The sequence below is a fragment of the Halanaerobium praevalens DSM 2228 genome (assembly GCF_000165465.1).
Lineage (GTDB): Bacteria > Bacillota > Halanaerobiia > Halanaerobiales > Halanaerobiaceae > Halanaerobium > Halanaerobium praevalens.
Map to the genome: position 1 here is coordinate 1,582,013 of NC_017455.1, position 22,964 is coordinate 1,604,976.

The 22,964-nt window shown below is 27.8% G+C and carries 24 protein-coding genes; 5 read left to right on the plus strand and 19 right to left on the minus strand.

Annotation, left to right across the window (positions count from 1 at the left end; all coding sequences use genetic code 11):
• Positions 1 to 3: 3 nt before the first annotated feature.
• The 5 genes from rffA to HPRAE_RS07340 all read right to left on the minus strand — a co-directional run bounded on the left by rffA (position 4) and on the right by HPRAE_RS07340 (position 4,446).
• Complete coding sequence (gene rffA / locus HPRAE_RS07320; RefSeq protein WP_014553582.1) at positions 4 to 1,167, minus strand: dTDP-4-amino-4,6-dideoxygalactose transaminase; 1,164 nt, start codon at positions 1,165 to 1,167, stop codon at positions 4 to 6.
• Between the two features lie 36 nt (positions 1,168 to 1,203).
• Positions 1,204 to 2,094 (minus strand): LysR family transcriptional regulator, encoded by an 891-nt coding sequence (locus HPRAE_RS07325; protein ID WP_014553583.1) that lies wholly within the window; start codon positions 2,092 to 2,094, stop codon positions 1,204 to 1,206.
• Positions 2,095 to 2,231: 137 nt separating this feature from the next.
• Entirely contained in the window at positions 2,232 to 3,191 is a 960-nt protein-coding gene (gene rfbB / locus HPRAE_RS07330; protein ID WP_014553584.1) for a dTDP-glucose 4,6-dehydratase, read from the minus strand.
• Between the two features lie 76 nt (positions 3,192 to 3,267).
• On the minus strand, positions 3,268 to 3,960 hold the full coding sequence (locus tag HPRAE_RS07335; protein WP_014553585.1) for a DUF3298 and DUF4163 domain-containing protein: 693 nt from the start codon (positions 3,958 to 3,960) through the stop codon (positions 3,268 to 3,270).
• A gap of 18 nt (positions 3,961 to 3,978) precedes the next feature.
• Positions 3,979 to 4,446 carry a S1 RNA-binding domain-containing protein gene (locus HPRAE_RS07340; RefSeq protein WP_041606990.1) on the minus strand — a complete coding sequence of 156 codons (468 nt, stop codon included), beginning with the start codon at positions 4,444 to 4,446 and terminating at the stop codon, positions 3,979 to 3,981.
• A 194-nt stretch (positions 4,447 to 4,640) separates the two neighbouring features.
• Between HPRAE_RS07340 and HPRAE_RS07345 the strand changes: the two genes are divergently transcribed.
• Positions 4,641 to 5,138 (plus strand): hypothetical protein, encoded by a 498-nt coding sequence (locus tag HPRAE_RS07345; RefSeq protein ID WP_014553586.1) that lies wholly within the window; start codon positions 4,641 to 4,643, stop codon positions 5,136 to 5,138.
• Positions 5,139 to 5,182: 44 nt separating this feature from the next.
• Here HPRAE_RS07345 and HPRAE_RS07350 read toward each other — a convergent pair whose 3' ends face one another.
• Positions 5,183 to 5,584 carry an arsenate reductase ArsC gene (locus tag HPRAE_RS07350; RefSeq protein WP_014553587.1) on the minus strand — a complete coding sequence of 134 codons (402 nt, stop codon included), beginning with the start codon at positions 5,582 to 5,584 and terminating at the stop codon, positions 5,183 to 5,185.
• Positions 5,585 to 5,841: 257 nt separating this feature from the next.
• Here HPRAE_RS07350 and HPRAE_RS07355 point away from each other — a divergent pair, with 257 nt between their 5' ends.
• Positions 5,842 to 7,038, plus strand: a complete 1,197-nt coding sequence (locus HPRAE_RS07355) for an L-lactate MFS transporter (protein ID WP_014553588.1) — start codon at positions 5,842 to 5,844, stop codon at positions 7,036 to 7,038.
• Between the two features lie 67 nt (positions 7,039 to 7,105).
• On the opposite strand, the gene HPRAE_RS07360 is transcribed toward HPRAE_RS07355, so the two are convergent.
• From HPRAE_RS07360 to HPRAE_RS07410, 11 genes are all read right to left on the minus strand, one after another.
• The gene (locus HPRAE_RS07360; protein ID WP_014553589.1) at positions 7,106 to 7,882 is read right to left on the minus strand and encodes an exodeoxyribonuclease III; all 777 of its coding nucleotides are present in this window, start codon (positions 7,880 to 7,882) and stop codon (positions 7,106 to 7,108) included.
• Positions 7,883 to 7,954: 72 nt separating this feature from the next.
• The gene (locus tag HPRAE_RS07365; RefSeq protein ID WP_014553590.1) at positions 7,955 to 9,451 is read right to left on the minus strand and encodes a long-chain-fatty-acid--CoA ligase; all 1,497 of its coding nucleotides are present in this window, start codon (positions 9,449 to 9,451) and stop codon (positions 7,955 to 7,957) included.
• A gap of 51 nt (positions 9,452 to 9,502) precedes the next feature.
• The gene (locus HPRAE_RS07370) at positions 9,503 to 10,459 is read right to left on the minus strand and encodes a D-Ala-D-Ala carboxypeptidase family metallohydrolase (RefSeq protein ID WP_014553591.1); all 957 of its coding nucleotides are present in this window, start codon (positions 10,457 to 10,459) and stop codon (positions 9,503 to 9,505) included.
• A 44-nt stretch (positions 10,460 to 10,503) separates the two neighbouring features.
• Positions 10,504 to 12,144, minus strand: coding sequence for a L,D-transpeptidase family protein (locus HPRAE_RS07375; RefSeq protein ID WP_014553592.1), 1,641 nt, complete (start codon positions 12,142 to 12,144; stop codon positions 10,504 to 10,506).
• Between the two features lie 22 nt (positions 12,145 to 12,166).
• The gene (locus HPRAE_RS07380; RefSeq protein WP_014553593.1) at positions 12,167 to 12,598 is read right to left on the minus strand and encodes a MarR family winged helix-turn-helix transcriptional regulator; all 432 of its coding nucleotides are present in this window, start codon (positions 12,596 to 12,598) and stop codon (positions 12,167 to 12,169) included.
• A 143-nt stretch (positions 12,599 to 12,741) separates the two neighbouring features.
• Positions 12,742 to 13,038 (minus strand): DUF5320 domain-containing protein, encoded by a 297-nt coding sequence (locus HPRAE_RS07385; protein ID WP_050756004.1) that lies wholly within the window; start codon positions 13,036 to 13,038, stop codon positions 12,742 to 12,744.
• Positions 13,039 to 13,170: 132 nt separating this feature from the next.
• The gene (locus HPRAE_RS07390) at positions 13,171 to 13,503 is read right to left on the minus strand and encodes a NifB/NifX family molybdenum-iron cluster-binding protein (protein ID WP_014553595.1); all 333 of its coding nucleotides are present in this window, start codon (positions 13,501 to 13,503) and stop codon (positions 13,171 to 13,173) included.
• 1 nt (position 13,504) lies between these two features.
• Positions 13,505 to 14,371, minus strand: a complete 867-nt coding sequence (locus HPRAE_RS07395) for an ATP-binding protein (protein ID WP_014553596.1) — start codon at positions 14,369 to 14,371, stop codon at positions 13,505 to 13,507.
• The gene (locus HPRAE_RS07400) at positions 14,349 to 15,227 is read right to left on the minus strand and encodes an ATP-binding protein (protein ID WP_014553597.1); all 879 of its coding nucleotides are present in this window, start codon (positions 15,225 to 15,227) and stop codon (positions 14,349 to 14,351) included. Before HPRAE_RS07400 ends, HPRAE_RS07395 begins: the two co-directional genes overlap by 23 nt.
• Before the next feature lie 20 nt (positions 15,228 to 15,247).
• Complete coding sequence (locus HPRAE_RS07405; protein WP_014553598.1) at positions 15,248 to 15,589, minus strand: NifB/NifX family molybdenum-iron cluster-binding protein; 342 nt, start codon at positions 15,587 to 15,589, stop codon at positions 15,248 to 15,250.
• Between the two features lie 75 nt (positions 15,590 to 15,664).
• The gene (locus HPRAE_RS07410; protein ID WP_014553599.1) at positions 15,665 to 16,498 is read right to left on the minus strand and encodes an Mrp/NBP35 family ATP-binding protein; all 834 of its coding nucleotides are present in this window, start codon (positions 16,496 to 16,498) and stop codon (positions 15,665 to 15,667) included.
• Positions 16,499 to 16,699: 201 nt separating this feature from the next.
• Between HPRAE_RS07410 and mnmH the strand changes: the two genes are divergently transcribed.
• Positions 16,700 to 17,767, plus strand: a complete 1,068-nt coding sequence (mnmH, locus tag HPRAE_RS07415) for a tRNA 2-selenouridine(34) synthase MnmH (RefSeq protein WP_014553600.1) — start codon at positions 16,700 to 16,702, stop codon at positions 17,765 to 17,767.
• A gap of 132 nt (positions 17,768 to 17,899) precedes the next feature.
• Here the strand turns inward: mnmH and HPRAE_RS07420 are convergent, their stop codons facing one another.
• A complete protein-coding gene (locus HPRAE_RS07420) occupies positions 17,900 to 19,375 on the minus strand; it encodes a sodium-dependent transporter (protein ID WP_014553601.1) in 1,476 nt (491 codons plus the stop codon).
• A gap of 344 nt (positions 19,376 to 19,719) precedes the next feature.
• On the opposite strand from HPRAE_RS07420, the gene HPRAE_RS07425 reads away from it, so the two are divergent.
• Positions 19,720 to 21,045: a sodium-dependent transporter gene (locus HPRAE_RS07425; protein WP_014553602.1), complete on the plus strand. Its 1,326-nt coding sequence runs from the start codon at positions 19,720 to 19,722 to the stop codon at positions 21,043 to 21,045.
• Between the two features lie 27 nt (positions 21,046 to 21,072).
• Complete coding sequence (gene rlmD, locus HPRAE_RS07430) at positions 21,073 to 22,233, plus strand: 23S rRNA (uracil(1939)-C(5))-methyltransferase RlmD (RefSeq protein ID WP_041607283.1); 1,161 nt, start codon at positions 21,073 to 21,075, stop codon at positions 22,231 to 22,233.
• 81 nt (positions 22,234 to 22,314) lie between these two features.
• On the opposite strand, the gene HPRAE_RS07435 is transcribed toward rlmD, so the two are convergent.
• Complete coding sequence (locus HPRAE_RS07435) at positions 22,315 to 22,833, minus strand: manganese efflux pump (RefSeq protein WP_245528259.1); 519 nt, start codon at positions 22,831 to 22,833, stop codon at positions 22,315 to 22,317.
• Between the last annotated feature and the right edge of the window lie 131 nt (positions 22,834 to 22,964).

Sequence of the window (22,964 nt, forward strand, 5' to 3'; positions counted from 1 at the left end):
TTATTATCCTCCTACCAACTTTAGTTCTTTAAATATTTTCTTTAAAGATTTAATTATATACTTTAAATTACTAAATGATAAGTCAGGATAAATAGGTAAACGTAAAATACTGCTAGCAGCAGCTTCTGTTATTGGTAAATCTGATTTTTGATAACCAAGTTTTTTCCCCATTGGTGAAGAATGAAGTGGTTGAAAATGAAAAGTTGCCTTTATTCCAGCCAAATTAAGCTCTTGTAAAACAAAATCTCTTATCCTTTGATTTTTAAATTTTAAATAATAAATATGATAATTAGATTTTTTAGCTGCTGGAAGTTCTGGAATAGCATCTAAAAAATCTTCTTCTAAAAATTTTCTTAACTCTTGACTATAATAATGAAAAATTTTCTCTCGCCTAGCAGTGATAGTTTCTATTTCTTCTAACTGAGCTAATAAAAATGCCATCAAAATATCAGAAGGAAGATAACTCGATCCTGCTTGAACCCAGTTATATTTTTCAATTTCACCTCTTAAAAATTGAGAACGATTTGTTCCTTTTTCTCTCATAATTTCAGCTTTTTTAATTAAGGATTGATCTTCAGAATTAATTATTAAAGCTCCACCTTCACCACTGACAAAATTCTTAGTCCCATGAAAACTATAACATCCTAAATCCCCTATTCCACCCAAAGCTTTTTTTTGATAAAAACTATTAACTGCTTGAGCTGCATCTTCAATAATATAAATATTATTTGCTCGAGCAATTTTTTTTATTTGTTGCATTTCACAACTAATCCCCCCATAATGAACTGGAATAACTGCTTTAGTTTTAGCAGTTATTTTATTTTCAAAATCAAGGGGATCTAAATTAAAAGTATTAGCTTTAATTTCTGCAAAAACAGGTTTAGCTCCTGCTTTTAAAACTGCATTTGCCGTAGAACTAAAAGTAAAAGAAGGCATAATAACTTCAGCACCTTCTTCAAATCCAACTAAAAAAGATGCCATTTCTAAAGCATGAGTTCCAGAAGTAGTCATCAGAACTTTATTTAAATTAAAAGTCTTTTCTAAAAATGAACTTACCTTTTTAGTATAATAACCATCACCACTTACTGATCCTTTTGCTAAAGCATCACTTATATATTTTTCTTCTCTACCTGTTAAATATAATTTGTTAAAAGCTATTTTTGGCATTAAAATTACCCCATTTAAATCTAATTATTCTGTTTTTTAATAACAAATATGTTTACCTAATTTTTTAAAATTAGCTATAAATTCTGTTGCTTCTTTTGATAATAGTTCAATCTTTTTGTTAATCATATAAATATCATAATCTAAATTATAATCAGTAATTCGAGAAACATTAATTTCTTGAGCACTAAACTCATCTCGAACTGCATTATAAGGTACAAAAGCAACTCCATAGCCTTTGCGGACTAAAGTTTTAAGAGCTTCTGTAGAATCAAGTCGAGAAATAATATCAATTTTATCAAAATTATAATTTAAATCTGTTAAAGCAGCTTTAAAATTTTCTTTAATAATACAATCTTCTTTTAAAATTACAAATTTATGTTCTAAGATTTCTTCTAATTTTAATTTTTCAGGCAAATTAAAAGCTGGAGGAGAAATTAAAACAACTTTTTCATTAATAACCTCTTGTGAATTCAAACTTTCTGCTTCAACAGGTCTAGTTGTAAAACCTATTTCACAAATATCACTTAAAACATCCTGCTCAATTTTAGCAGAAGAAGCTGCAATTAAATTATATTCATGACTAGGAAATTTAAACTGCATATTTAAAATCGCACAAGGTAAACAATAAGTAGCTATTGTGTGTTCTCCCTCAATTTTTATCTCCTTACTTTTTTGATTATTTAAATCTGCCAGCATTTTATTATAAGTTCTAATCATATTATCAGCATATTTAAGTACTATCTCACCTGATTCTGTTAATTTAACACCACGATTACTCCTAATAAAAAGTTTTTTACCTAAAGAGTCTTCCAATTTTTGCACCTGTTGACTTAAAGCAGGTTGTGAAATATGAGAATTACTTGCTACTTTTGAAATACTTTTTACTTTAGCAATCTGCTTAAAATATTCAAGACTTTCAATATGCATAAAGACACCTCTTTTAATTTATAGGTCTTAACTAAATCTCTGTTTTTAACTTATGTTCTTAATTAATTATAGTATTAAATTAAAAAAATAACAAGATTTAATCGTAAAAATTAAATATTGATTTCAAAAAAATTATTTTAAATTATTTTTTGCCACCACTTTTTGTTTTCTAAATACCAATTTACGGTTTTAATTATATCTTTTTCAAAACTAGAATTTACTTGCCAATCTAATTCTTTTTTAATTTTTGTACTATCAATAGCATAGCGATAATCATGACCTTGTCGATCTTTTACATATTTAATCAAATTTTCTGACTTAGATAAAAGTGAGAGTATTTTTTTAGTTATCTCTAAATTACTTTTTTCATTATTCGCTCCAATATTATATATTTCTCCCGTCTTCCCTTTTCTCATTACTAAATCTATTGCTCGACAATGATCTCTAACAAAGATCCAATCTCTAATATTAGTTCCATCACCATAAAGAGGCAGCTGTTCTTTTTTTAAAGCTTTAATAATAAAAAGAGGAATTAACTTTTCTGGATATTGATATGGACCAAAATTATTTGAACAACGAGTAATATTAATTGGCAGTTTATAAGTTTTAAAATAGGATTTGACCAACAAATCGGCAGCTGCTTTAGATGCTGCATAAGGATTAGAAGGATTTAAAGGACTCAACTCAGTAAATTTATTCTGTGACTTTAAACTACCGTACACTTCATCAGTAGAAATTTGAATAAATTTTTTCACTTCAAATTCTAAAGCTAAATCTAATAAATTTTGAGTCCCCAGCACATTATTTTGAATAAAAACTGCAGGATCAGCTATACTGCGATCTACATGTGACTCTGCTGCAAAATTAACTACTAGATCTATTTTTGAATCCATAATTTTTCGTATTGCATTTTTATTACAAATATCAATTTTATAGAATTGGTAGTTAGATTTATGACTAACATCTTTTAAATTTTCTAAATTACCAGCATAAGTTAATTTATCAATATTAATAATCTGATCAGCATAATGTTTTAATTGATAATGAATAAAATTACTGCCAATAAAGCCAGCTCCACCAGCTATTAAAATTTTCATAAAGTATCTCCTTAAATCTTAATTTAATTTTTTTAAAACTTAAAACTGCTGTAATAAATCCAGCAGTTTAACTTAACTAATATTTAATTTTAAATTCAGGCATTCCAGTTGAGTAAGGAGCAATAGCATAAGGCTGAAAATAAATTACCAGTTCATTTTCAGTTAAATAATAATGTTGATCTTCAGCTAAATTTTGAAAACCATACTCTGCTTGAAAATAATTATCTGGATTATTATTAATTTTAGTTTTAATAACGTTTTCTACTTCAATTAAGTTTAAATTATTTCTTTTAAGGAAATCAACTAATTTTACATCTTTTCCAGTTAGAAGATCAATATTATAAGTTAAGCTATAAGGATTTCCATGTGCTCCTCCAGTATATTGATAATAATTAAATTTGATACTTAAAATTTGTTCTTTATTTTTTAAGTCAAAATCTACTTTCCCTACAAACTCTCTTTTAGGAAAATCAGTCTCAGCAAGCTCAACCCTATTTTTTTGAGCCAAATCTATAGTATATTCAACAAATTCCAAGATATTATCTCTAAATAAATTATTATATTTTGCCTGCACTTCTTTCCGATCCATTTGCATTAAAATTGGAATTTTAGCTTCAATTTGATAAAGATCTTTTTCAGTTTTTGCTAAAGGTAAAGAAACAATTTCTACTGCAAAAGTAGGAATTGAAATTAAAAAAATTAAAATCACCAAAATTAAAGTAATTAACTTATAACTTGGATCAGAAAAAAAATAATTTTTATTTTTCATTTTTCACAACTCTTTTCTTTAATTATTTTTTAACTTAATTCCTTTAGATGTGATATTAATAATTTTTTCTTTATATAAACCACCTATTGCTTTTTTAAAACTACCTTTACTAATTTGCAAAGCCTTTTTTATTTTTTCAGGAGAACTATCATCATTTAATGGTAAAAAACCACCTTTATTTTTCAGACGTGCCAATATTTTTTCCTTTGCATCTTCTATTCGACCATAACCAATTTTGCGGAGACTAACATCAATTTTATTATCTTCTCTAATTTTTTTAATATAACCTGTAATTTGATCTCCAACAGTTATTTCTTTATAAATATCATTTTCATAAACTAAACCAAAATATTGATTATCAATAATTACTGTAGCTCCTAAATCAGTAAATTTATAAACCAAAATATCTACTTTATCACCTTCACTAAATTCTATATTCTCTGGAGCCTCTTCAATTCCATTTGTATCAATTTCTCTACTTTTCATTATTTCACCAGTACCTTTCTTTAAATTAAATTATTTATATCTTTATTGTAACATAAAAGCATGAGTATTAAAATAGTAAAAATTAAGCGAATAAATTATCTATTTAACTGAAAAAACTTGACATAATTTTCACATTTATGTTAAAATAAAATTAAGTTGATTAAATTACTAAAAATTACAAGGAGGCTTTATTTATGAAAATCAAAACAATAGTTTTATTGGTTGCAGCTGTTGCTTTATTGTTAACATCTGCAGTAAGTGCTCAGGACACAGTATCATCCCCATCTGTAGTGGTTGATCAAGATACTTTAATGAATGCTGCTGGTGAAGATGGTGCCTGGATTTTAATTGTTCAGCAAGATATGAGTGTTGATGAAGATATAGTTTTAGAGGGTGAATTTAAAAACAAAGGTGAATACGATCGTAAATTAGCTCTTTATGACCAAGATAATAATTATAATTTAACTGATAGATATACTTTAGAAGCTCCAAGTATAACTGTTAAAAGTCCAAGCACAAGATTTAAAGGTGGAAAATTTATTGGTGATGTTTATGTTGAAGGCCAAGATTTTCAATTAACAACTGGTTTTACTGTTGAAGGTAATGTTTATTTTGAAAATGAAACTGCTAAAAACACATTTTCTATTGAAGATGGTGCAACAGTTACTGGTAATTTAATTAATAATTATTAATAATTAAAAAATTAACCGGCTAGTGTTAAAACTAGCCGGTATTTTTATATTTCTCCGTTTTCAATTTTTTTGATTAAATTTTCTACATTTTTCTTGATTATATTTCTTGTTTCTCTAAAAAAATCTATTGATTTACCAGCTGGATCTTCTAATCCCCAATCTTCTCTAAACTTACAGGGAAGATATGGACATTCAACTCCACATCCCATTGTAATTAAAATATCTAATTCTGAAGGGATTTCTTCTAATAATTTAGGGTATTGATCACTAATATCAATTCCTATTTCTTTCATTGCTTTAATAGCATTTGGCTTAACTTCTGAAGCTGGATCTGTGCCGGCACTATATACATCTAAGCTCTCACCAGCAATTTTTCTTGCAAACCCCTCAGCCATTTGACTACGGCAAGAATTTCCTATACAAACAAAAGCTACTTTATAATTCATTTTAGTTACTCCTTTCATTTTATGCTAAACATTAATAAAATATTAATCTAATTTTAATAATATAAGATCAAGGGCTTTAAGTCAAAATTATCAGTTAATTTTTAAATAGCTTAAATATTATCTTAATTTCTATTTAACATTGGAATAAAAATCTTAAACTTTTTGCTAAACTTAAGTAATTTTGTTATAATTATTTTAATTATGTTTTAACTATTATTTTAATTAGAATAAATATTTTTAAGGAGGAAAAAATAAAATTGAAAATTGAAAACAAAAAAAGATGGCTTTATATTCCTTTAGGACTTATAATTTTTATGTGTATGGGAACTATTTATTCTTGGAGTATTTTTAGAAAACCGATAGAAACAGCTTTTAACATCGGAGCAACCGAAAGTGGCTTACCTTATATGTTTTTTCTTGTTTTTTATGCTTTAGCAATGCCTTTTGCTGGTAGTTATATGGACAAATATGGGCCTAAAGTAATGACCATAGTTGGAGGGCTTCTAATCTCAATTGGCTGGTTTATCTCTGGTTATACCTCTTCTATTATAGTTTTAACTATAAGCTATGGAGTTATTGCTGGTAGTGGAGTCGGAATAGCCTATGGAGCTCCAATGGCTGTTGCAGCCAAATGGTTTCCAGATAAAGAAGGTTTAGCAGTCGGCTTAACTTTAGGTGGCTTTGGTTTATCTCCTTTTATAACTGCTCCAGCTGCTAGTTGGCTAATTCGTAATTTTGGGGTCTTTAGCACTTTTAAAATTTTAGGAGTTCTTTTTGCTCTAATAATTACTATACTTGCTTTACCACTAAAATTTCCAGAGCAATCAAAATTAAAATCTCAAAAAATAAAAACAAATTTAAACTCAGAAATTAAAGCAAAAGAAATGCTTAAAAGTAAAAGCTTTTATGCTCTTTGGCTTACTTTTGTTATTGGAACAATTATTGGCCTAATGGCAATTGCAATTTCTGGACCTGTAGCAGAAGAGTTAATTAAATTAGATGCTCAAACAGCTTCAATTTATGTTTCTTTATTTGCTATTTTTAATGGATTGGGAAGACCAATTTTTGGAGCCTTAACAGATAAATTTAAAGCAAAAAAAACTGCTGTGATTTCTTTTTCATTAATCATTATTGCTTCTTTACTGATGATTATTAATGATTCAGCTAATCAAATTCTTTATTTTATATCTTTTTCTATTTTTTGGCTTAACTTAGGCGGCTGGCTTGCTATAGCACCTGCAGCTACTTCTTTCTTTTTTGGCAAGAAAAATTATAGTAAAAATTATGGCTATTTATTTACTGCCTATGGAGTTGGAGCTATCATTGGCAATCTCATTTCAGGTAGAATTAGAGATATCTTAGGCAGTTATGAGTTTGTTTTTTATCCAACTTTAATTCTGGCTGGATTAGGTATTTTAATTTCTATTCTTTATTTAGAAAAGGATAAAAAATAATTTATATTAAAAAAGCAGTCCCAATCAAATAATTAGGACTGCTTTTTTATTAAATTTAAATTTAGACTTACTTTTTTTCATCTAAAGCAAGAGTAATAGTTACTGGACAATGATCAGAGCCCATAACCTCAGTTAAAATATCTGCATTTATAAGTTTAGATTCTAATCCTGCTGAAACAAAATGATAATCAATCCGCCAGCCTGCATTCCGAGAACGAGCTTTAGTTCTATAACTCCACCACGAATAACATTCTTTTTCTGGATTAAAATAGCGATAACTATCTAAATAACCTTTTTCTTCTAATTTATCTAACCATTCTCTTTCAATTGGCATAAAACCAGAAGTTTTTTTATTAGAAGCTGGATCATGTAAATCAATTGGATGATGAGCAGTATTATAATCACCACAAATCACAACTTCTTTGCCTTTTTTTCTGAGATTTTCACTATAATCTAAAATTGCATCATAAAAATCTAATTTATAATTAAGCCTTTTTTTACTACTTCTTCCATTTGGAAAATAAATATTAAGTAAATAAAAGTCTTCAAATTCTGCTCCAATAACTCGCCCTTCATAATCAAAACGTTTAATTCCAATCCCAGACCAAACATTAAGTGGCTCAATTTTAGTATATAAAGCTACTCCACTATAACCTTTTTTTTGACCAAAATTGAAATACGAATAATAATTATCTAGATCACGTAAATCATCTTTTAATTGATGATCTTGAATTCTAATTTCTTGTAAACCTAAAATATCAGGTTGTTCATTATTTATCCAGTCTAAAAAACCCTTTTTCTTTACCGCTCTTATTCCATTTACATTCCAGGAATAAATTCGCATCTTATCAGCCTCCAAAAAATTAATCTCGTATTTAAATATATTAATTTGATTTGCAAAATTTTCTTAATAAGCTTAATCACTAAGAATTTTTTTATCAATTTTACCAGTAGCATTTTTAGGTAATTCATTTATAAAATCAACAAGTTTTGGTATTTTATAATTAGCAAAATATTTCATACAATATTTTTGGATTTCTCTTTCACTAGCAGTTGCACCATCTTTTAAAACAATTACTGCTTTAGGAATTTCTCCTCGTAACTCATCTTTAGTTGCTACTACTGCTGCTTCTTTTACTTTTGGATTTTTATATAATTGTTCTTCAATCTCTCTAGGATAAACATTCATTCCCCCAACATTAATCATATCTTTTTTTCGATCTAAAATATAAACATAACCATCTTCATCCATTTTTCCTAAATCACCTGTATGCAGCCAGCCTCCTCTTAATGTTATCTTAGTCTGTTCTGGCATTTTATAATAACCTTTCATAATATGTTCCCCTCTAACAATAATTTCACCAATTTGTCCAATTGCAACTTCTTTATCATTTTCATCAACAATTTTGGCTTCAGTTTCTGGAATTGGTAAACCTACAGAACCAGTTTTTGTAATGCCATCAACAGGATTTACATAAGCAACTGGAGAGGCTTCAGTTGGCCCATTCCCTTCCAAAATTTTAACTTTAAAAGTTTTTTCAAAATCCTTCATTGTTTGTTCTGGCATTGCTGCTCCACCAGAAATGCATAAATTTAAATGAGAAAGATCATATTTATTTTTATTTTTTACATTTAATAAAGCAGAATACATTGTTGGTACACCAGCAAAAAAAGTTACATTTTCTGCTTGAATAGTTTTTAAAACTTTTTCTGGTAAAAATCGATCTACAATTACTATTTCTGCTCCCAAAAATAAGGGCATTAGCATACACACTGTTTCTGCAAAAGCATGGAACATTGGCAGTACACAAATAAATTTTTCTGTAGCATCTACTTTTAAATGTTCAATTGTTTTTTGAGCATCAAAAATCAAGTTATGATGACTTAGCATTGCTCCCTTAGGCTGGCCGGTAGTTCCTGAAGTATAAAGACAAGCTGCTGTAAATTCTTGATCAATATTTTCTAATTTAGGTAAAGTTTCTTTTTGCTGATTAAATTCAGCTAAACTAAGATATTGTTTAGATTTTTTTTGGTCTACTAAAATAATGTTTTCTACTGATTTTAAATTGCACTGCTTAATTAAAGGCAAAAATTTAGTGGAACTAATAATTATTTTAGCCTCAGAATTATTTAAAATATATTCTACTGCTAAAGCTTTAAAACTAATATTTAAGGGCACCATTGTTGCACCTGATTTTAAAATACCAGTATAAGCAATTAAAAATTCAATACTATTTGGCAGCATAATACTTACCATATCAGATGGCTTGATTCCTAAATCTATCAGACCATGTGCCAGTTGATTGCTCTTTTTTTCTAATTTTGAATAAGTTATTTTTTGATCATTTAAAACAGCTGCAATTTTTTCTTTTTTTTGATTTGCAGTTTTAGAAATAATATCTCCTATTAACACTTAAATTACCTCCTGTAATTTTAAACTAATTTATATTAATAAATTTAATTTTTACCAACTAACATGAAAACCCCTAGTGTCAATGTGAATAAAGGGCCCTCGAACTCCATTAGCTGCATAACAGCTAAGTCCTCCTTGCAAAGCTTTAAATTTTTCTTTTTGATCAAAAGCTAAGGCTAAATTATAAAGGATTTTTGCATCTTTTAAATCTGATTGGCCATCATGATTCAAATCATCCATCAAACTATTAACTTGATTATCAATATATATATCAGCTGCATCTCCATAAATATGCCGACTTAAAGCAGTTTTATTCCCAATCTTTTTATTAAAATAAGGACTGCGATAAGCACTTACAATTCCAAATGTATCAGCTTGATAACCAGCCCTATTTACCTCTTCTAATAAATATTCTAGTTTTAGTAATAATTTTTCTTTAATTATAATAAATTGGGGAAAACTTTGACTTTGATTTGTTACAAATTGTCTTAATTTAAAATGTGGAGTCAAATTTAAATCGAGCATTGATTTTTCAATTTTTAAAAAACCTTTTGGATTTGAATAACTATCTTTTTTAGCAGCTGGAATTTGAGGATAGTTTCCTATTCTAAAATTTTTAAAATATTCTCCCTCTTTTTTAGTATAAGGAGTTAGAACAAAAACATTGATTAAAATTTCATCTTTTTTGGAATAATTATTTTTCTTATTCAATCGAACCTGATAATGACCACTTTCAGCTTGAGCTCGCCAACTAAAAGAAGTAGAGCTTTGATAAATTTTAGATCCCAATTTAATTCTATAGTTGGAATTCTGATCTTGCTTAGCAATTGAAATTTTTATTTTTTCTTTTGGTAAAACAAAAACACTAAAAATTTTAAATGGAATTTCTAAATCATTATAAATTACTGAAAAACTTGCTTTTTCATTTGCAAAAGCATAAGTAGTTAAAGAAAAAATATTAATTAAAATAAAAGCTGCTAAAGTTATGACTAAGATTAACTTTTTCATTCTTTTTTCTAGCTCCCCTAGTTTAAATTCTAATTTTTTTAAATTTAAATATCTTTTTTAAAATAATGATCAATAATTTTTTGATCACGGTTATAAATATCTTCTCTAAAATTCAAATTATTTTCTTTGTCTACCCAAGCAGTATTATATTGCAGATAAATTTTAATTGGCTTTTTTAAATAAACAATTTTTTCTTTATCTTTTTTTATTGCTGCTTCAATATTTTCTCTACCCCATTTTTCTTGATCGATTAATAAATATTCAGCTAAATTAATAGGTTTTTCAATTCTAATACAACCAGAGCTAAAACTTCTTTCTTGTTCAGAAAATAAGTATTGGCTTGGCGTATCATGAAGGTAAATACTAAATTTATTGGGAAACATAAATTTAATCCGACCTAGAGCATTTTGATCACCTGGATTTTGTCTCAATAAATAATTAAAATTGTCTTTAGTAATTTTTGTCCAATCAACTTTAGTTGGATCAATTTTTTCTAATCTATTATTGCCAATATATTTAAATAAACTATAGTTCTTATCTTCTAAATAATTAAGATCTTTTTTAATTAAAGGCAATTTATCTTCAACTGCAATTGTATGAGGAACATACCAATAAGGATTTAAAACTAAATATTTAATTTCATCACTAAAAACAGGAGTACTTCTCTGTTTTTTTCCTACTATAGTTTTCATTTCCATTATCTTTTGTTGTTCTTCATATAATTTCAATTTATAATTAGCAATATTAACATAAATATAACGATCACCTAAATTTTCAGGTAACCATCTCCATCTTTCCATATTAACAATTAATTGTTTTATTCTCTCAGATAAAGGGATATTTAAGGCTTTTAATGTTTTAGGGCCTACAACTCCATCTGGAGTTAAACCATAATCAACTTGAAATTTCATTACTGCTTCTTTAAGTTGTTCGGTAAAAATATAATCTTGTTTTGAATTGTTTTCAGTTAAATAGTTTTTAGCTTTTAAATTTTGACGCAGTTCTTTTACTCGAACCCCTTTTGAGTTTTTAGTTAAAATCTGTTTTCCTTTAATTTGAGGCCAAGCATTTATTTGGCCTGAATCTCGATAATAAAATAATTTTTCTCTTAATTTCTGATAAGCCTTTGTTTTAGGCAAGTTTGAATTTAAGCTTTCTTCAATATTTTCCTTTGCCAATAAAGCATTTAATAATTTTTTAGACTGCAAAGAATCAGCCTGATAATTATTATCTTCTATAATAATTTCTGCATTTATTTTACCATTCAAATAATCAGAAGCTAAGTCTAAATAGGCATCAGTTAATAAAATATCTAAAAGAGCTTTTTTAGCTATTGAATTAGTATTTAAATCACTCTCAAATGCTTTCTTAATATAAGCTAAATGATAAACTTCTGGATCTAAACCTTCTTGGTAAGAGTTCTGGATTGCAGTTAAAAGTGCTTTAGCATCTCTTTTAAAACCATTTTGATCAAGCCAAATTGAATTATAATGTCTTTGTTGATAAAATTCGATTAATTCTGGATAGAATTTAATCTTTGATCCTTCTGGAAAATCACCATTATATTCTTCAATTACTAGCAAATGATTTCTAATTGACATTGCTAATTGTGCTTCAGCTTCTAAATTAGGACTAAAAACAAGTAAGCTAAATACAATAAAAAAAAGTAAAAGATTCTTTTTCAAAATCTTTCCTCCCTTAAAATATTTAATAGATCTCTTCAATTTTATTCAATAATTTTTCTAAAAGATTAGCTAATTCTTCAGCCGAATCTTCCATATCAAATAATGCTTGATTCATAAAAGCTTGTCTTTTCTCTAAAAGGCTATTCATTATTTTTTTACCTTTTTCAGTAATTTCAAGTAAAACAACTCTTCGATCATCATTATCTCTTCTTCTTTTAACTAAATCAGCATCATGCAAATAATCTACTATTACTGTCACAGTACTATTAGCCATATGCAATTCTTCATGAATATAACCCATGTTAACTGGTTGAGATTCAATAATAACTCTTAATACATGAAAACGTCCTAAGGTTAAATCATATGATCTTAAATGATCTTTTGTATATTCATTTAAATATTTAGATATATTACGGATTTTTGCTTCAATTTTTTTATTGTTTTTAACTCCCATATTGATCCTCCTAACTATAATAACTAGACTAATTACTTTATTATTAAGCAATATTTAAAAATATTATATAATAACTTAGAGTTAAAAACAAGAAAAGCTCCCAAGTGGGAGCTTAAATAGACTTTACTTTAAAATTAAATTTTTTAATTATTTAACTTATTTTTTATATTTTCTAATTCAGAGGCAAGATCATTAACCATATTTTCTAAGTTATTTAATTGAGATTTTTCAACTTCAAAATCATTCGCACGATTTCTGTATCCTCTTTTTAAACCTCTATTAGCACATCCAAATTGATTTCTAAAGCCTCTACCTCTACCAGCTCTTGGAGAAACTGAATTAACTTTATAACCAGCTTGATCATTACCAACACAATAACCTAATGCTCTACCTGTCATTGCTCCTGAACCAGCTGGACCTTTTCTATCTCCTCTTGGCATCATAAATCACTCCTTTTTGTATTGAACATATGCTCTTTATTGCTATTTTTATTATACAGTCATTTTGGACATATGTCAAGAAATGAATATTTTTTATTTTGTAGACTAATAAATCAATATATCTTATTTACTTTAATGTGAACAAGCATTATCAGTAGTTTTTAATTTATTATTTAAATAATTTTCGACAGCTGTTAGAGCTTCACCTTTTGCCCCACAAATAACTTCAATTTTATTTTTTTCAAAAAGTGTAATTGCCTTTTGTCCCATTCCAGATGCAATAATAACTTCTGCTCCAGCATCACTTAATAATTTAGGTAATAAGCCTGGTTCATGACCTGGATTTTCTAAAACTTCATTTTTTTTAATTTGATTATCTTCTACACTAAAAATTTTAAAAGCTGGTGCATGACCAAAATGAGTAGAAACATTATTTCCTTGCACAGGCACTGCTATTTTTTTCATTTTAAATTACCCCCATTTTTGTAGTTAAATATCTTTTTACTTTAATCATTTTTTGACGTAAATCTTGATCATTATCAACAAAAAATTCTCCTCTTTTTAAAGAATCCACAATAACTTTGCTATAAGGTATTTTAGTTAAAAATTGAATATCTTCCTTTTGAGAATAAGAAATTATTTTTTCGCTAATTTCTTTATTTAAATCATACTTATTAATTACAAGAGCAGCTTGAATTTTAAAGTGTTTTACAACTTCTACTACTCTTTTTAAATCAGAAAATCCTGATAAAGTTGGTTCAGTTACTAAAATAGCTAAATCTGATCCATTTAAAGATGCAATAACAGGACAACCGATTCCTGGTGATCCATCAATTAAAATCCAATCCTTTTCTTTTTTCTTAGCAATTTCTGCAGTTTTTTTCTTAACTTCACTAACTAACTTACCCGAAGTATCAGCACCTGGAAATAAACGAGCATGAACCATATCCCCAAACTGACTCTCTGCCTGATAAATATTTCCTGTTGCAACAGCTTCAAGTTTAAGCGCTTTTGTAGGACAAACCTCTACACAAACCCCACAACCCTCACATTTTAATTTTTTAACTTCAAAATCATTCACAGTTATTGCATTATATCGACAATGATCATAACATTTACCACAGTCTATACAAATCCATTGATTTTTAACTGCCAATTTTGCTCCTTTATATATTTCTTTACTTTTATTAACTGGATTTAATAATAAATGTAAGTTAGGAGCATCAACATCACAATCACCCAGAACTAAATTATCTAATAATGAGGCCAAATTAGCTGTAAAAGTAGTCTTTCCAGTTCCACCTTTACCACTAATTATTGTTATTTCTTTCATTTTTTAAGGCCTCCTCTAATATAAGATTATATAAATCTTTAAACTTTTGTCTCCAGCCATCAATTTCTGTTACAAATGCTTTACCAACAGAATAAAGCTCTGCTATTTTTCTAGAAAAAGGGATTTTAAATAAAATATTGATTCCATTTTGCTGACAATAATCTTCAATTAAATAATCAGAATCTTTTTCAGCTCTATTGATTATAACAGCAAAAGGCTGATTTAAATTATTTAACATTTCAACTACCATTTTCAAGTCATGTAAACCAAAAACACTAGGTTCAGTTACAATTACTGTAAAATCACTTTCAATAATTGCTTCAATAGTAGGGCAAGTAGTTCCAGGTGGAGAATCAATAATTACTTTTTTATTTTTATTTATTTTAGTTTTTAATTTCCTAATAATTGGTACTGCTTTTTCTTCACCTGTATTTAATTCTCCCTGCCAAAAATCAATTTTTTCTAAACGATCATGATAGATTTTGCCTAATTCTTTTTCCTTTTCACTAATTGCATTTTCCGGACATACAAGTTTACATCCTCCACAGCTGTGACAAACCTCCTCAAAAACTAAAAGATTATTCAGCATTAAAGCTAAAGCATTATATTGACAAAAATCAACACATTTACGACATGCTGTACATTTTTCAGTATTTACTTCTGGAATTAATCTTAAAACTGATTCTTTTCTTTTAGTTTCAATTTGAGGTGAAATAAACAAATAATCATTTGGCTCTTCTACATCTGCATCAACTAACTGCACATTATCAAGAGCTAATGCCAAATTGACTGCTAAAGTTGTTTTACCTGTACCTCCTTTTCCACTTAAAATTGATAGAGATATGTTTTTTTTCACTTTAATTATTACTCCTAAAATTATTTTTTTGAATCAATTATTTTTGCTATCTCTGGCTCATTATAGACATCTTTAATTAATTTTTGGTCTTCTAATTCTAACATTTTTATGCCAGCTGTTTTTAAAGCTTTAGTTGCCTTAGGCCCAAAATGATAAGCTGTAACTAAATCTACACCTTGATCAGCACACAATTGGGCAGCAGCAATTCCAGCTCCACTTTTTTTAGCAGCTGCTTCATTTTTTATAAATTCAACTTGATCATTTTCACTATTTATTAAAGCAAAATAATTTGCCCTCCCAAAATTAGCGTGTATTTTACTTTTTAAATCACCAAATTCAACTGCAGGTATAATTATTTTCATTTTATTTTAACTCCTCCAATCTGCTCAAAAGGATGCTTTTTAAATTAATTAAGCACCCTAAATGGCAGCTAAAAATTATTTTTTTAAACTAAGTGGCTTTAAATTTTCATCAAAACCACCCTTTTTTTCTGCTAATTTTTTAGCAATTTTAATAAATTCTTTTGAAATATCTGCTTCTGGATCATCAAAAACAATTGGTTGACCTGAGTCACTACGGCGTCTTACTTCAGAAATTAGGGGTAATTGGCCTAAAAGTTCAGTTTCCATAAAATCTGCTAAATTTTGACCTCCATTTTCACCAAAAATATAGTCTTTATTACCACATTCTTGGCACTTGTAATAAGCCATATTTTCAACAACACCTAAAACATCATGTTCCATTTTTTCAGCCATAGCTCCAATTCTACCAGCTACTTTAGTTGCTGTAACTTGAGGAGTAGTAACTACCAAAGTTTGGGCATGAGGAACTTTTTGCATTATATTTAAAGGCATATCTCCTGTACCAGGAGGTAAATCTAATAACAGATAATCTAATTCTCCCCAGCGAACATCTTTGAAAAATTGTTCTAAAGCTCCGCCTAGTAATGGTGCTCTCCAAATAACAGCTTCATTTTCTCCTACAAAAGATCCCATAGAAATAACTTTAATTCCTTTAACCTCAGGTGGAATAATTTCAGATTCACTAACTGCTTTTGGCTTATCTGTAACACCTAAAATTCGGGGTACACTAAACCCTCTAACATCTGCATCTATAATTCCAACCTTATAATCTAATTTAGCAAGTGCAGTAGCCAGATTAACTGTAACAGTAGATTTACCAACTCCACCCTTACCACTAGCTACAGCGATAATTCCTTTATTAATTGAACCATGTTCTAATATAATTTGCTCATTTTTTACATCATACATTAAATAATCACCTCATTATATATTATGGTCATTTGTTCATTTAACGATTATACTATAACACTTTTTTATTTTCAATTCAAGTTTTTAAGCTTAAATAAAGTTAAATTTAATTAATAGTTTTCATTTTTAGTTAATATAAGATAAAATATAAAATAGGTTAATTTTAATTAAACAATAATCTATCATCAAAGGGTGTACTAAATGAGAAAAGAAAGAATAATAACTTATAAGAAAAGTTTAGAATTAGAAAATAGTATTTATATCGATGTAAGAACAAATTCAGAATATCAAGAGGCAACTATACCAGGAGCAGTTAATATTGAATTACTTAATGATCAACAAAGAAAAAAAATAGGAACTATTTATAAAAAACAAAGTCCTAAAAAGGCAAAATTAAAAGGGGTAGAATTAGTTTCTCCAAAAATTCCAGCTTTAATTGCTGAGGTTAATGAACTAGCTAAAAGCTATGATAATTTAATTATGTTTTGTGCAAGAGGTGGTTTGAGAAGTAAAAGTTTAGCAGAATTTTCTGATTTAGCAGGTATTGAAGTTTATAGATTAGAAGGTGGTTATAAAAACTATCGCCATTATATTATGCATAAATTAGCAAACTATAAATTCAAAGCTAAAATAGCAGTTTTACATGGCAATACAGGAGTTGGCAAAACTTATATTTTAAAAGAAATGGAAAAAATGGGAGCAAATATTGTCGATTTAGAAGGAATTGCTAATCACCGTGGATCTGCTTTTGGGAGTATTGGTTTAAATCAACCTTATAACCAAAAATATTTTGAATCTCTTCTCTGGCAAGAACTAAAAAATAAGGATCAGCAAGATGGAGTTATTTTTGTTGAAGCCGAAAGTAGAAGGGTTGGTCATTCGGTTATTCCTGAGTTTTTTTATAAAAAAATGAAAGCTGGGGATGATTTATTAATTAAGGCTAAAATGGCCAAAAGAGTAGACAATATTTATTTAGAATATATAAAAGATATTGAAACAAATAAAGAAAATTTTAGAGAGAGAGTTTTAGAGTCTTTAACTGCAATAAAAAAATATTTAATTAAAAAAGCAGGCAAAAAAAATTATTTCAAGCTTTTAGATTTAGCTGAAAAATCAAATTTTAAAAAACTAACTAAAATACTTCTTGCAGAATATTATGACCCAATGTATGAACATTCTCAAGCAAAAATTGATAATTATAAAATTAAAATCGAAGCTGAAAATATTAAGCACGCAGCCCAAGAAATTGTAAATTTTTATGGGATTTAAATTTCTGTTAAAGATTAATTATCTAATTTAAAATAATTTTTAGTTTGTACATTAAAAAGGTTAACTTTAATTAAATAATTAAAGTTAACCTTTATTTTTATAATAATATATTTTTAAAAGAACAAAATAAGTTTAAATAATAGTATCTTTTCTACTTCCAAGATAAAAAGCAGCTAATAAAACTAAGGCAACAGCAACCCAACCAAAAGTTATCACTTCCGCTAAGGCATAACCTCCATAAACTGTACTAAATTCTGAAACTACATTTTGCAATAAACCAAAACCAATTAAAATCGGACTAACAAATTTAACTAATACTTTCCAAATTGGTCCAACCTGCAGATCAGAACTAGGATTCATATTATCTTTAATTTTATCTAAATCAAAAGCATAACTTAAAACTAACATTTCTACAAATCCAACTGTTAATAAGCCAAAAATATTAACAAAATGATCAAAAATATCTAAAATAGCTAAACCACCTTGAGTTACCATTGGTATACCCATTAAAAAACCTAAAATTGAAACCATTGTAACTGCCTTTTTCCGACTTAAACTAAAGTTATCAATTAGAGATGAAACAACTGACTCGATTAAAGACACACTTGAAGAAAGTCCAGCAACTGTTAAAGATAAAAAGAAAAATAAACCAAAAAGTTGGGGAACGGCAGGTAAAAGATTAATTGCTTTCGGAAAAGCAATAAAAGCTAAACCAATACCAGAAGTCGCAACTTCTGCAACTGATACTCCTTGTGCTTGAGCCATATAACCTAAAATACCAAAAACTCCCAAACCAGCAATTATAGCAAAAATAGCATCAGCAAAAGCTGCTATTACACCATTTTTAATTACATCTGATTTTTTAGGCAAATAACTGGAATAAGCAATCATAATTCCAAAACCAAGACTTAAAGTAAAGAAAACCTGACCGAAAGCATCTAACCAAATACCTAATTCAAAAATCCTACTAAAATCAGGTGCTAAAAATGCTTTGATTCCAGCCATTGATCCTGGTAAAGTTATTCCTCTAATTACAATTATTAAAAGCATTGAAGCAAGTAAAGGCATAAATATTTTACTAGCTTTTTCTATCCCTTTTTGAACTCCACCTGCAATAATAAAATAGTTAATTAACCAAACTGCAACTAAAGCAATAAAAATAGGCCATTGAATACCACCTAAATTAAAAGCACTACCTGAAAAATTAAGAAACTCGCCAAAGAAATAAGTTTCTGGATTTGCAGTCCAACCTAAACTAAATGATTTAAAGACAAATAATAAACTCCACGCTATAATAACAATATAATAAACTACAACTGTAAAGGCTACTAAGACTGACCACCAGCCTACCCATTCAAATTTTTTGGAAACTTTGCGAAATGAACTTGGAGCAGATTTTCTAGTAAAAAAACCAAAACCCATTTCTAATAATAAAAGTGGAATACCGGCAGTTAAAAGAGCAAATATATATGGGAATAAAAAAGCTCCACCCCCATTTTCATATGCCATATAAGAAAAACGCCAAATATTACCTAAACCTACTGCTGAACCAATTGTAGCTAAAACAAATCCAAGTCGACTACCCCATTGATCACGATTCTGTTCCATTTTATTTCCTCCCTCTCTACTTTCTACTCATTTTTTACCTGATCATTAAAACTAAGTTAATCTCTTAAATAAAAGATTATTTCTACTCATCTACTCATAATTCTAAAATTGTTTTTAAATAATTTTAGAATTATATACTCCTCTTAACTAATATCATCAGGTTGAATGTATTATAACAAATTAATTAGATAATTTCCAGTTTTTAAATAAAAAAACAAGTTTTAAAAATTGAAAATATAATTTATTAAGCCTCCAAATCTAAAATCATTGATGCTCATCTACTAATATGATAAAATAAGAAGGAATGCTAATATTTAAAGATCAAAATAAGGAGGATTAATAAGATGGAAAGAGAAAATTGGACCTCTAGATTAGGTTTTATCTTAGCCGCATCTGGGTCTGCTATAGGTTTAGGTAATATTTGGCGTTTTCCTTTTGTTACTGGTACAAATGGAGGCGCAATTTTTATTTTAATTTATTTAGCTTCTATTTTGTTTATTGGTTATCCAATTTTAGTTTCAGAAATGTCATTTGGACGTTTTACTTCGAAAAATCCAATTGGTGCTTTTAAAAAAATTGCTCCAAAAACTGCCTGGCCTTGGGTTGGTGCCCTAGGTGTTTTATCTGGCTTTACTATTTTAAGCTATTATTCGGTAGTAGCTGGTTGGGGAATGGCTTATATTGTTAAATCAATAAATTTTACCGCAGAAAGTAATTTTCCCGCTATTTTTTCAACTCACATTAGTAGTTTAGCTGAACCAATTTTATGGCATGGGATTTTTATGTTTTTAACAATCGCAGTTATTGGTGCAGGTGTGGTTAATGGTATTCAAAGATTAGTTAAGGTTTTGATGCCTATTTTATTTGTAATAATGTTTTTGTTAATTATTCGTTCTGTTACACTTGAAGGTGCAGCTGCTGGGCTTGAATTTTATTTAAAACCAGATTTTTCTGCAATTACTTTTCAAACTTTTACTGATGCAATATCTCAAGCCTTTTTCACTTTAAGTCTTGGAATGGGAGCTATTATTACTTATGGAAGTTATTTAAGTGAAAAAGAAAGTATTAATGAAAGTGCAGGCTATGTTCTAATTTTTGATACAGCAGTAGCTTTATTAGCAGGATTTGCTATTTTTCCAGCAGTTTTTGCTTTTGGATTAGATCCAGCATCTGGACCTGGTTTAACCTTTATTACCTTACCTGCTGTTTTTACCCAAATGCCTTTTGGTATCTTTTTTTCTGTTATATTTTTTCTACTTTTAACAATTGCTGCTCTAACATCTTCAATTTCAATGCTTGAAGTCGTAGTTTCATTTTTAATTGATGAATATAATTGGCAGAGGAAAAAAGCATCATATTTAATGGGCTTTTTAATTTTTCTAGTTGGAATCCCACCATTGCTGGGTTATAGTTCTTTTTCTAATTTTAGTTTTTTAGGAATGGATGTTTTAGATACCTATGATTGGTTCTCTAATTATATTTTGTTACCTGGTTGTGGCATTTTAACTTCCATTTTTGTAGGCCATATTTGGGGCATAGAAAATCTAACTAAAGAAGCAAATAAAAATAGTCGTTTTAAAATGGGAAGTATTTATGCTTTACTCTTAAAATACATTGTACCAGCAGTTGTTTTATTTATGATGATTTTTAATATTTATCAAACAGTTTAATTATAGGGGGAAAATTTAGTGGAAAATATGGATTTATGTGTACATTATGATAATTGTGGAGGCTGTTCTAGCCAAGAAGTACCTTATTTAGAACAACTCGAAACTAAGAAAAACAAAATTTTAGAAATTTTTAAGGAAAAGAATATAGAATGCGAGAATTTCGAAGGTATTTTAGCAAGTCCTGATATTTATGAATATCGTAATAATATGGAATTTAGTTTTGGTGATTTAAAAAAAGGAGGAAAATTACAACTTGGAATGCATCCAAGAGGTAAACGTTTTGATGTAATTACTGTTGATCAATGTCTTTTAGTTGATCAAGATTTTAGAAATATTTTAAGCACTATTTTAAATTACTGTAGAAAAAATGAGTTTAAAAAATATCATATAAAACTAAGAACAGGTTTTTTACGTAATCTAGTGATTAGAAAGGGAATTAATACTGGAGAAGTTATAGCTAATTTAATTACTACTAGCCAAGTTAAACATGATTTTAGTGATTTAACAGAAAGTTTAAAATCTCTCGATTTAAAAGGTGAACTTGTTGGTTTTGTTCAAACTATAAATGATGATTTTTCAGATCAGGTAAAATGTGAAGATTTAAAGATTTATCACGGCCGAAATTATTTCTATGATAAATTATTAAAGAACAAATTTAAAATCAATTCTCTCTCCTTTTTTCAAACTAATACTAAAGGAGCAGAATTATTGTATGCTGAAGCTAAAAAGTATATTAGTAATGCTCAAAACAAAATTGTTTATGACCTCTATTGTGGAGCAGGAACTATTGCCCAGTCTATTGCTGCTGGAGCTGATCAGATTTATGGGATTGAAATTGATAAAAATGCTGCTAATCAGGCCTCAGAAAATGCTGATTTAAATAATGTCAAAAATACTAAATATTTAGCTGGTGATGTTTTGAAAAAAATAAATGAAATCGAAAAAGCAGCTGATCTTTTAATTATTGATCCACCAAGACCAGGTATTAATCCAAAAGCACTAAAGAAAATTGCTAAAATTGGGGCACCAGAGATTTTGTATATTTCTTGTAACCCTAAAAGTTTAGCAATTGATTTAAAAGAATTAGAGAATTATAATTATAAATTAGAAAAGTTTAAAGCAGTTGATATGTTTCCACATACCAAACACGTAGAAATGATTAGTCTGTTAAAAAAAATTAGTAATTAAATTATTTAATCAAGTATATTAATATCAAAAAATGGTCGCAAAATTTTAATTTTTTGCGACCATTTAATATTTTAATTAAATTTAAATAAATAAAATATTAATTCCAATTAATATTAAAATAATTCCACCTAAATAATCAGCATATTTTTCAACTAAGGCAATACATTTAATATAATTAATTATTTTAAAAGCAGCAAAAGTCATTAAGGCTGCTATTAAACCTATAATGAAAGAATCTTTTAGAATAAGTAAGTAATTCAATTTAAAAAGTAAAGAAAAACCAGCTCCTAAAGCATCAATACTAACACTAATTCCAAGTACAATTAGTGTCCAAAAATTTAATTTTCGATAAATGCACTCTTCTCCATTTTTATAACCTTCTCTAAGTAAAATAAATCCTAAAAAAATAATAATAGTACCACTAAAATAATTAGAAATTCTAAAAAAATTAGCATCAATATAGTTTCCTATTATTCCACCAAATAAAGCAAAAGCAAATTGGAAAAATCCAAAAGAAAAAATTATTTCTAATTTTTCTTTTAAATTTGTTTTAGTACCACAACCAATAGCCATAGTTACTCCTGCTGCATCAAACGCCAATGCTAAAGCTACTAATATAATATTTATCTTAGTCCCCTCCAAATTATTAATCTGTGATAATTAAATATTAAAACTAACTACTCAATTACATATTATAAGAGATAAGCATTATTTATGCAATACCAAAAATT

Bases quoted from the DNA above. Each gene is read 5' to 3' on its own strand.
- rffA (WP_014553582.1), bottom strand. From the start codon at position 1,167: ATGCCAAAAATAGCTTTTAACAAATTATATTTAACAGGTAGAGAAGAA.
- HPRAE_RS07325 (WP_014553583.1), bottom strand. From the start codon at position 2,094: ATGCATATTGAAAGTCTTGAATATTTTAAGCAGATTGCTAAAGTAAAA.
- rfbB (WP_014553584.1), bottom strand. From the start codon at position 3,191: ATGAAAATTTTAATAGCTGGTGGAGCTGGCTTTATTGGCAGTAATTTT.
- HPRAE_RS07335 (WP_014553585.1), bottom strand. From the start codon at position 3,960: ATGAAAAATAAAAATTATTTTTTTTCTGATCCAAGTTATAAGTTAATT.
- HPRAE_RS07340 (WP_041606990.1), bottom strand. From the start codon at position 4,446: ATGAAAAGTAGAGAAATTGATACAAATGGAATTGAAGAGGCTCCAGAG.
- HPRAE_RS07345 (WP_014553586.1), top strand. From the start codon at position 4,641: ATGAAAATCAAAACAATAGTTTTATTGGTTGCAGCTGTTGCTTTATTG.
- HPRAE_RS07350 (WP_014553587.1), bottom strand. From the start codon at position 5,584: ATGAATTATAAAGTAGCTTTTGTTTGTATAGGAAATTCTTGCCGTAGT.
- HPRAE_RS07360 (WP_014553589.1), bottom strand. From the start codon at position 7,882: ATGCGAATTTATTCCTGGAATGTAAATGGAATAAGAGCGGTAAAGAAA.
- HPRAE_RS07370 (WP_014553591.1), bottom strand. From the start codon at position 10,459: ATGAAAAAGTTAATCTTAGTCATAACTTTAGCAGCTTTTATTTTAATT.
- HPRAE_RS07380 (WP_014553593.1), bottom strand. From the start codon at position 12,598: ATGGGAGTTAAAAACAATAAAAAAATTGAAGCAAAAATCCGTAATATA.
- HPRAE_RS07385 (WP_050756004.1), bottom strand. From the start codon at position 13,038: ATGCCAAGAGGAGATAGAAAAGGTCCAGCTGGTTCAGGAGCAATGACA.
- HPRAE_RS07390 (WP_014553595.1), bottom strand. From the start codon at position 13,503: ATGAAAAAAATAGCAGTGCCTGTGCAAGGAAATAATGTTTCTACTCAT.
- HPRAE_RS07395 (WP_014553596.1), bottom strand. From the start codon at position 14,371: ATGAAAGAAATAACAATAATTAGTGGTAAAGGTGGAACTGGAAAGACT.
- HPRAE_RS07405 (WP_014553598.1), bottom strand. From the start codon at position 15,589: ATGAAAATAATTATACCTGCAGTTGAATTTGGTGATTTAAAAAGTAAA.
- HPRAE_RS07410 (WP_014553599.1), bottom strand. From the start codon at position 16,498: ATGTATGATGTAAAAAATGAGCAAATTATATTAGAACATGGTTCAATT.
- mnmH (WP_014553600.1), top strand. From the start codon at position 16,700: ATGAGAAAAGAAAGAATAATAACTTATAAGAAAAGTTTAGAATTAGAA.
- HPRAE_RS07420 (WP_014553601.1), bottom strand. From the start codon at position 19,375: ATGGAACAGAATCGTGATCAATGGGGTAGTCGACTTGGATTTGTTTTA.
- HPRAE_RS07425 (WP_014553602.1), top strand. From the start codon at position 19,720: ATGGAAAGAGAAAATTGGACCTCTAGATTAGGTTTTATCTTAGCCGCA.
- rlmD (WP_041607283.1), top strand. From the start codon at position 21,073: ATGGATTTATGTGTACATTATGATAATTGTGGAGGCTGTTCTAGCCAA.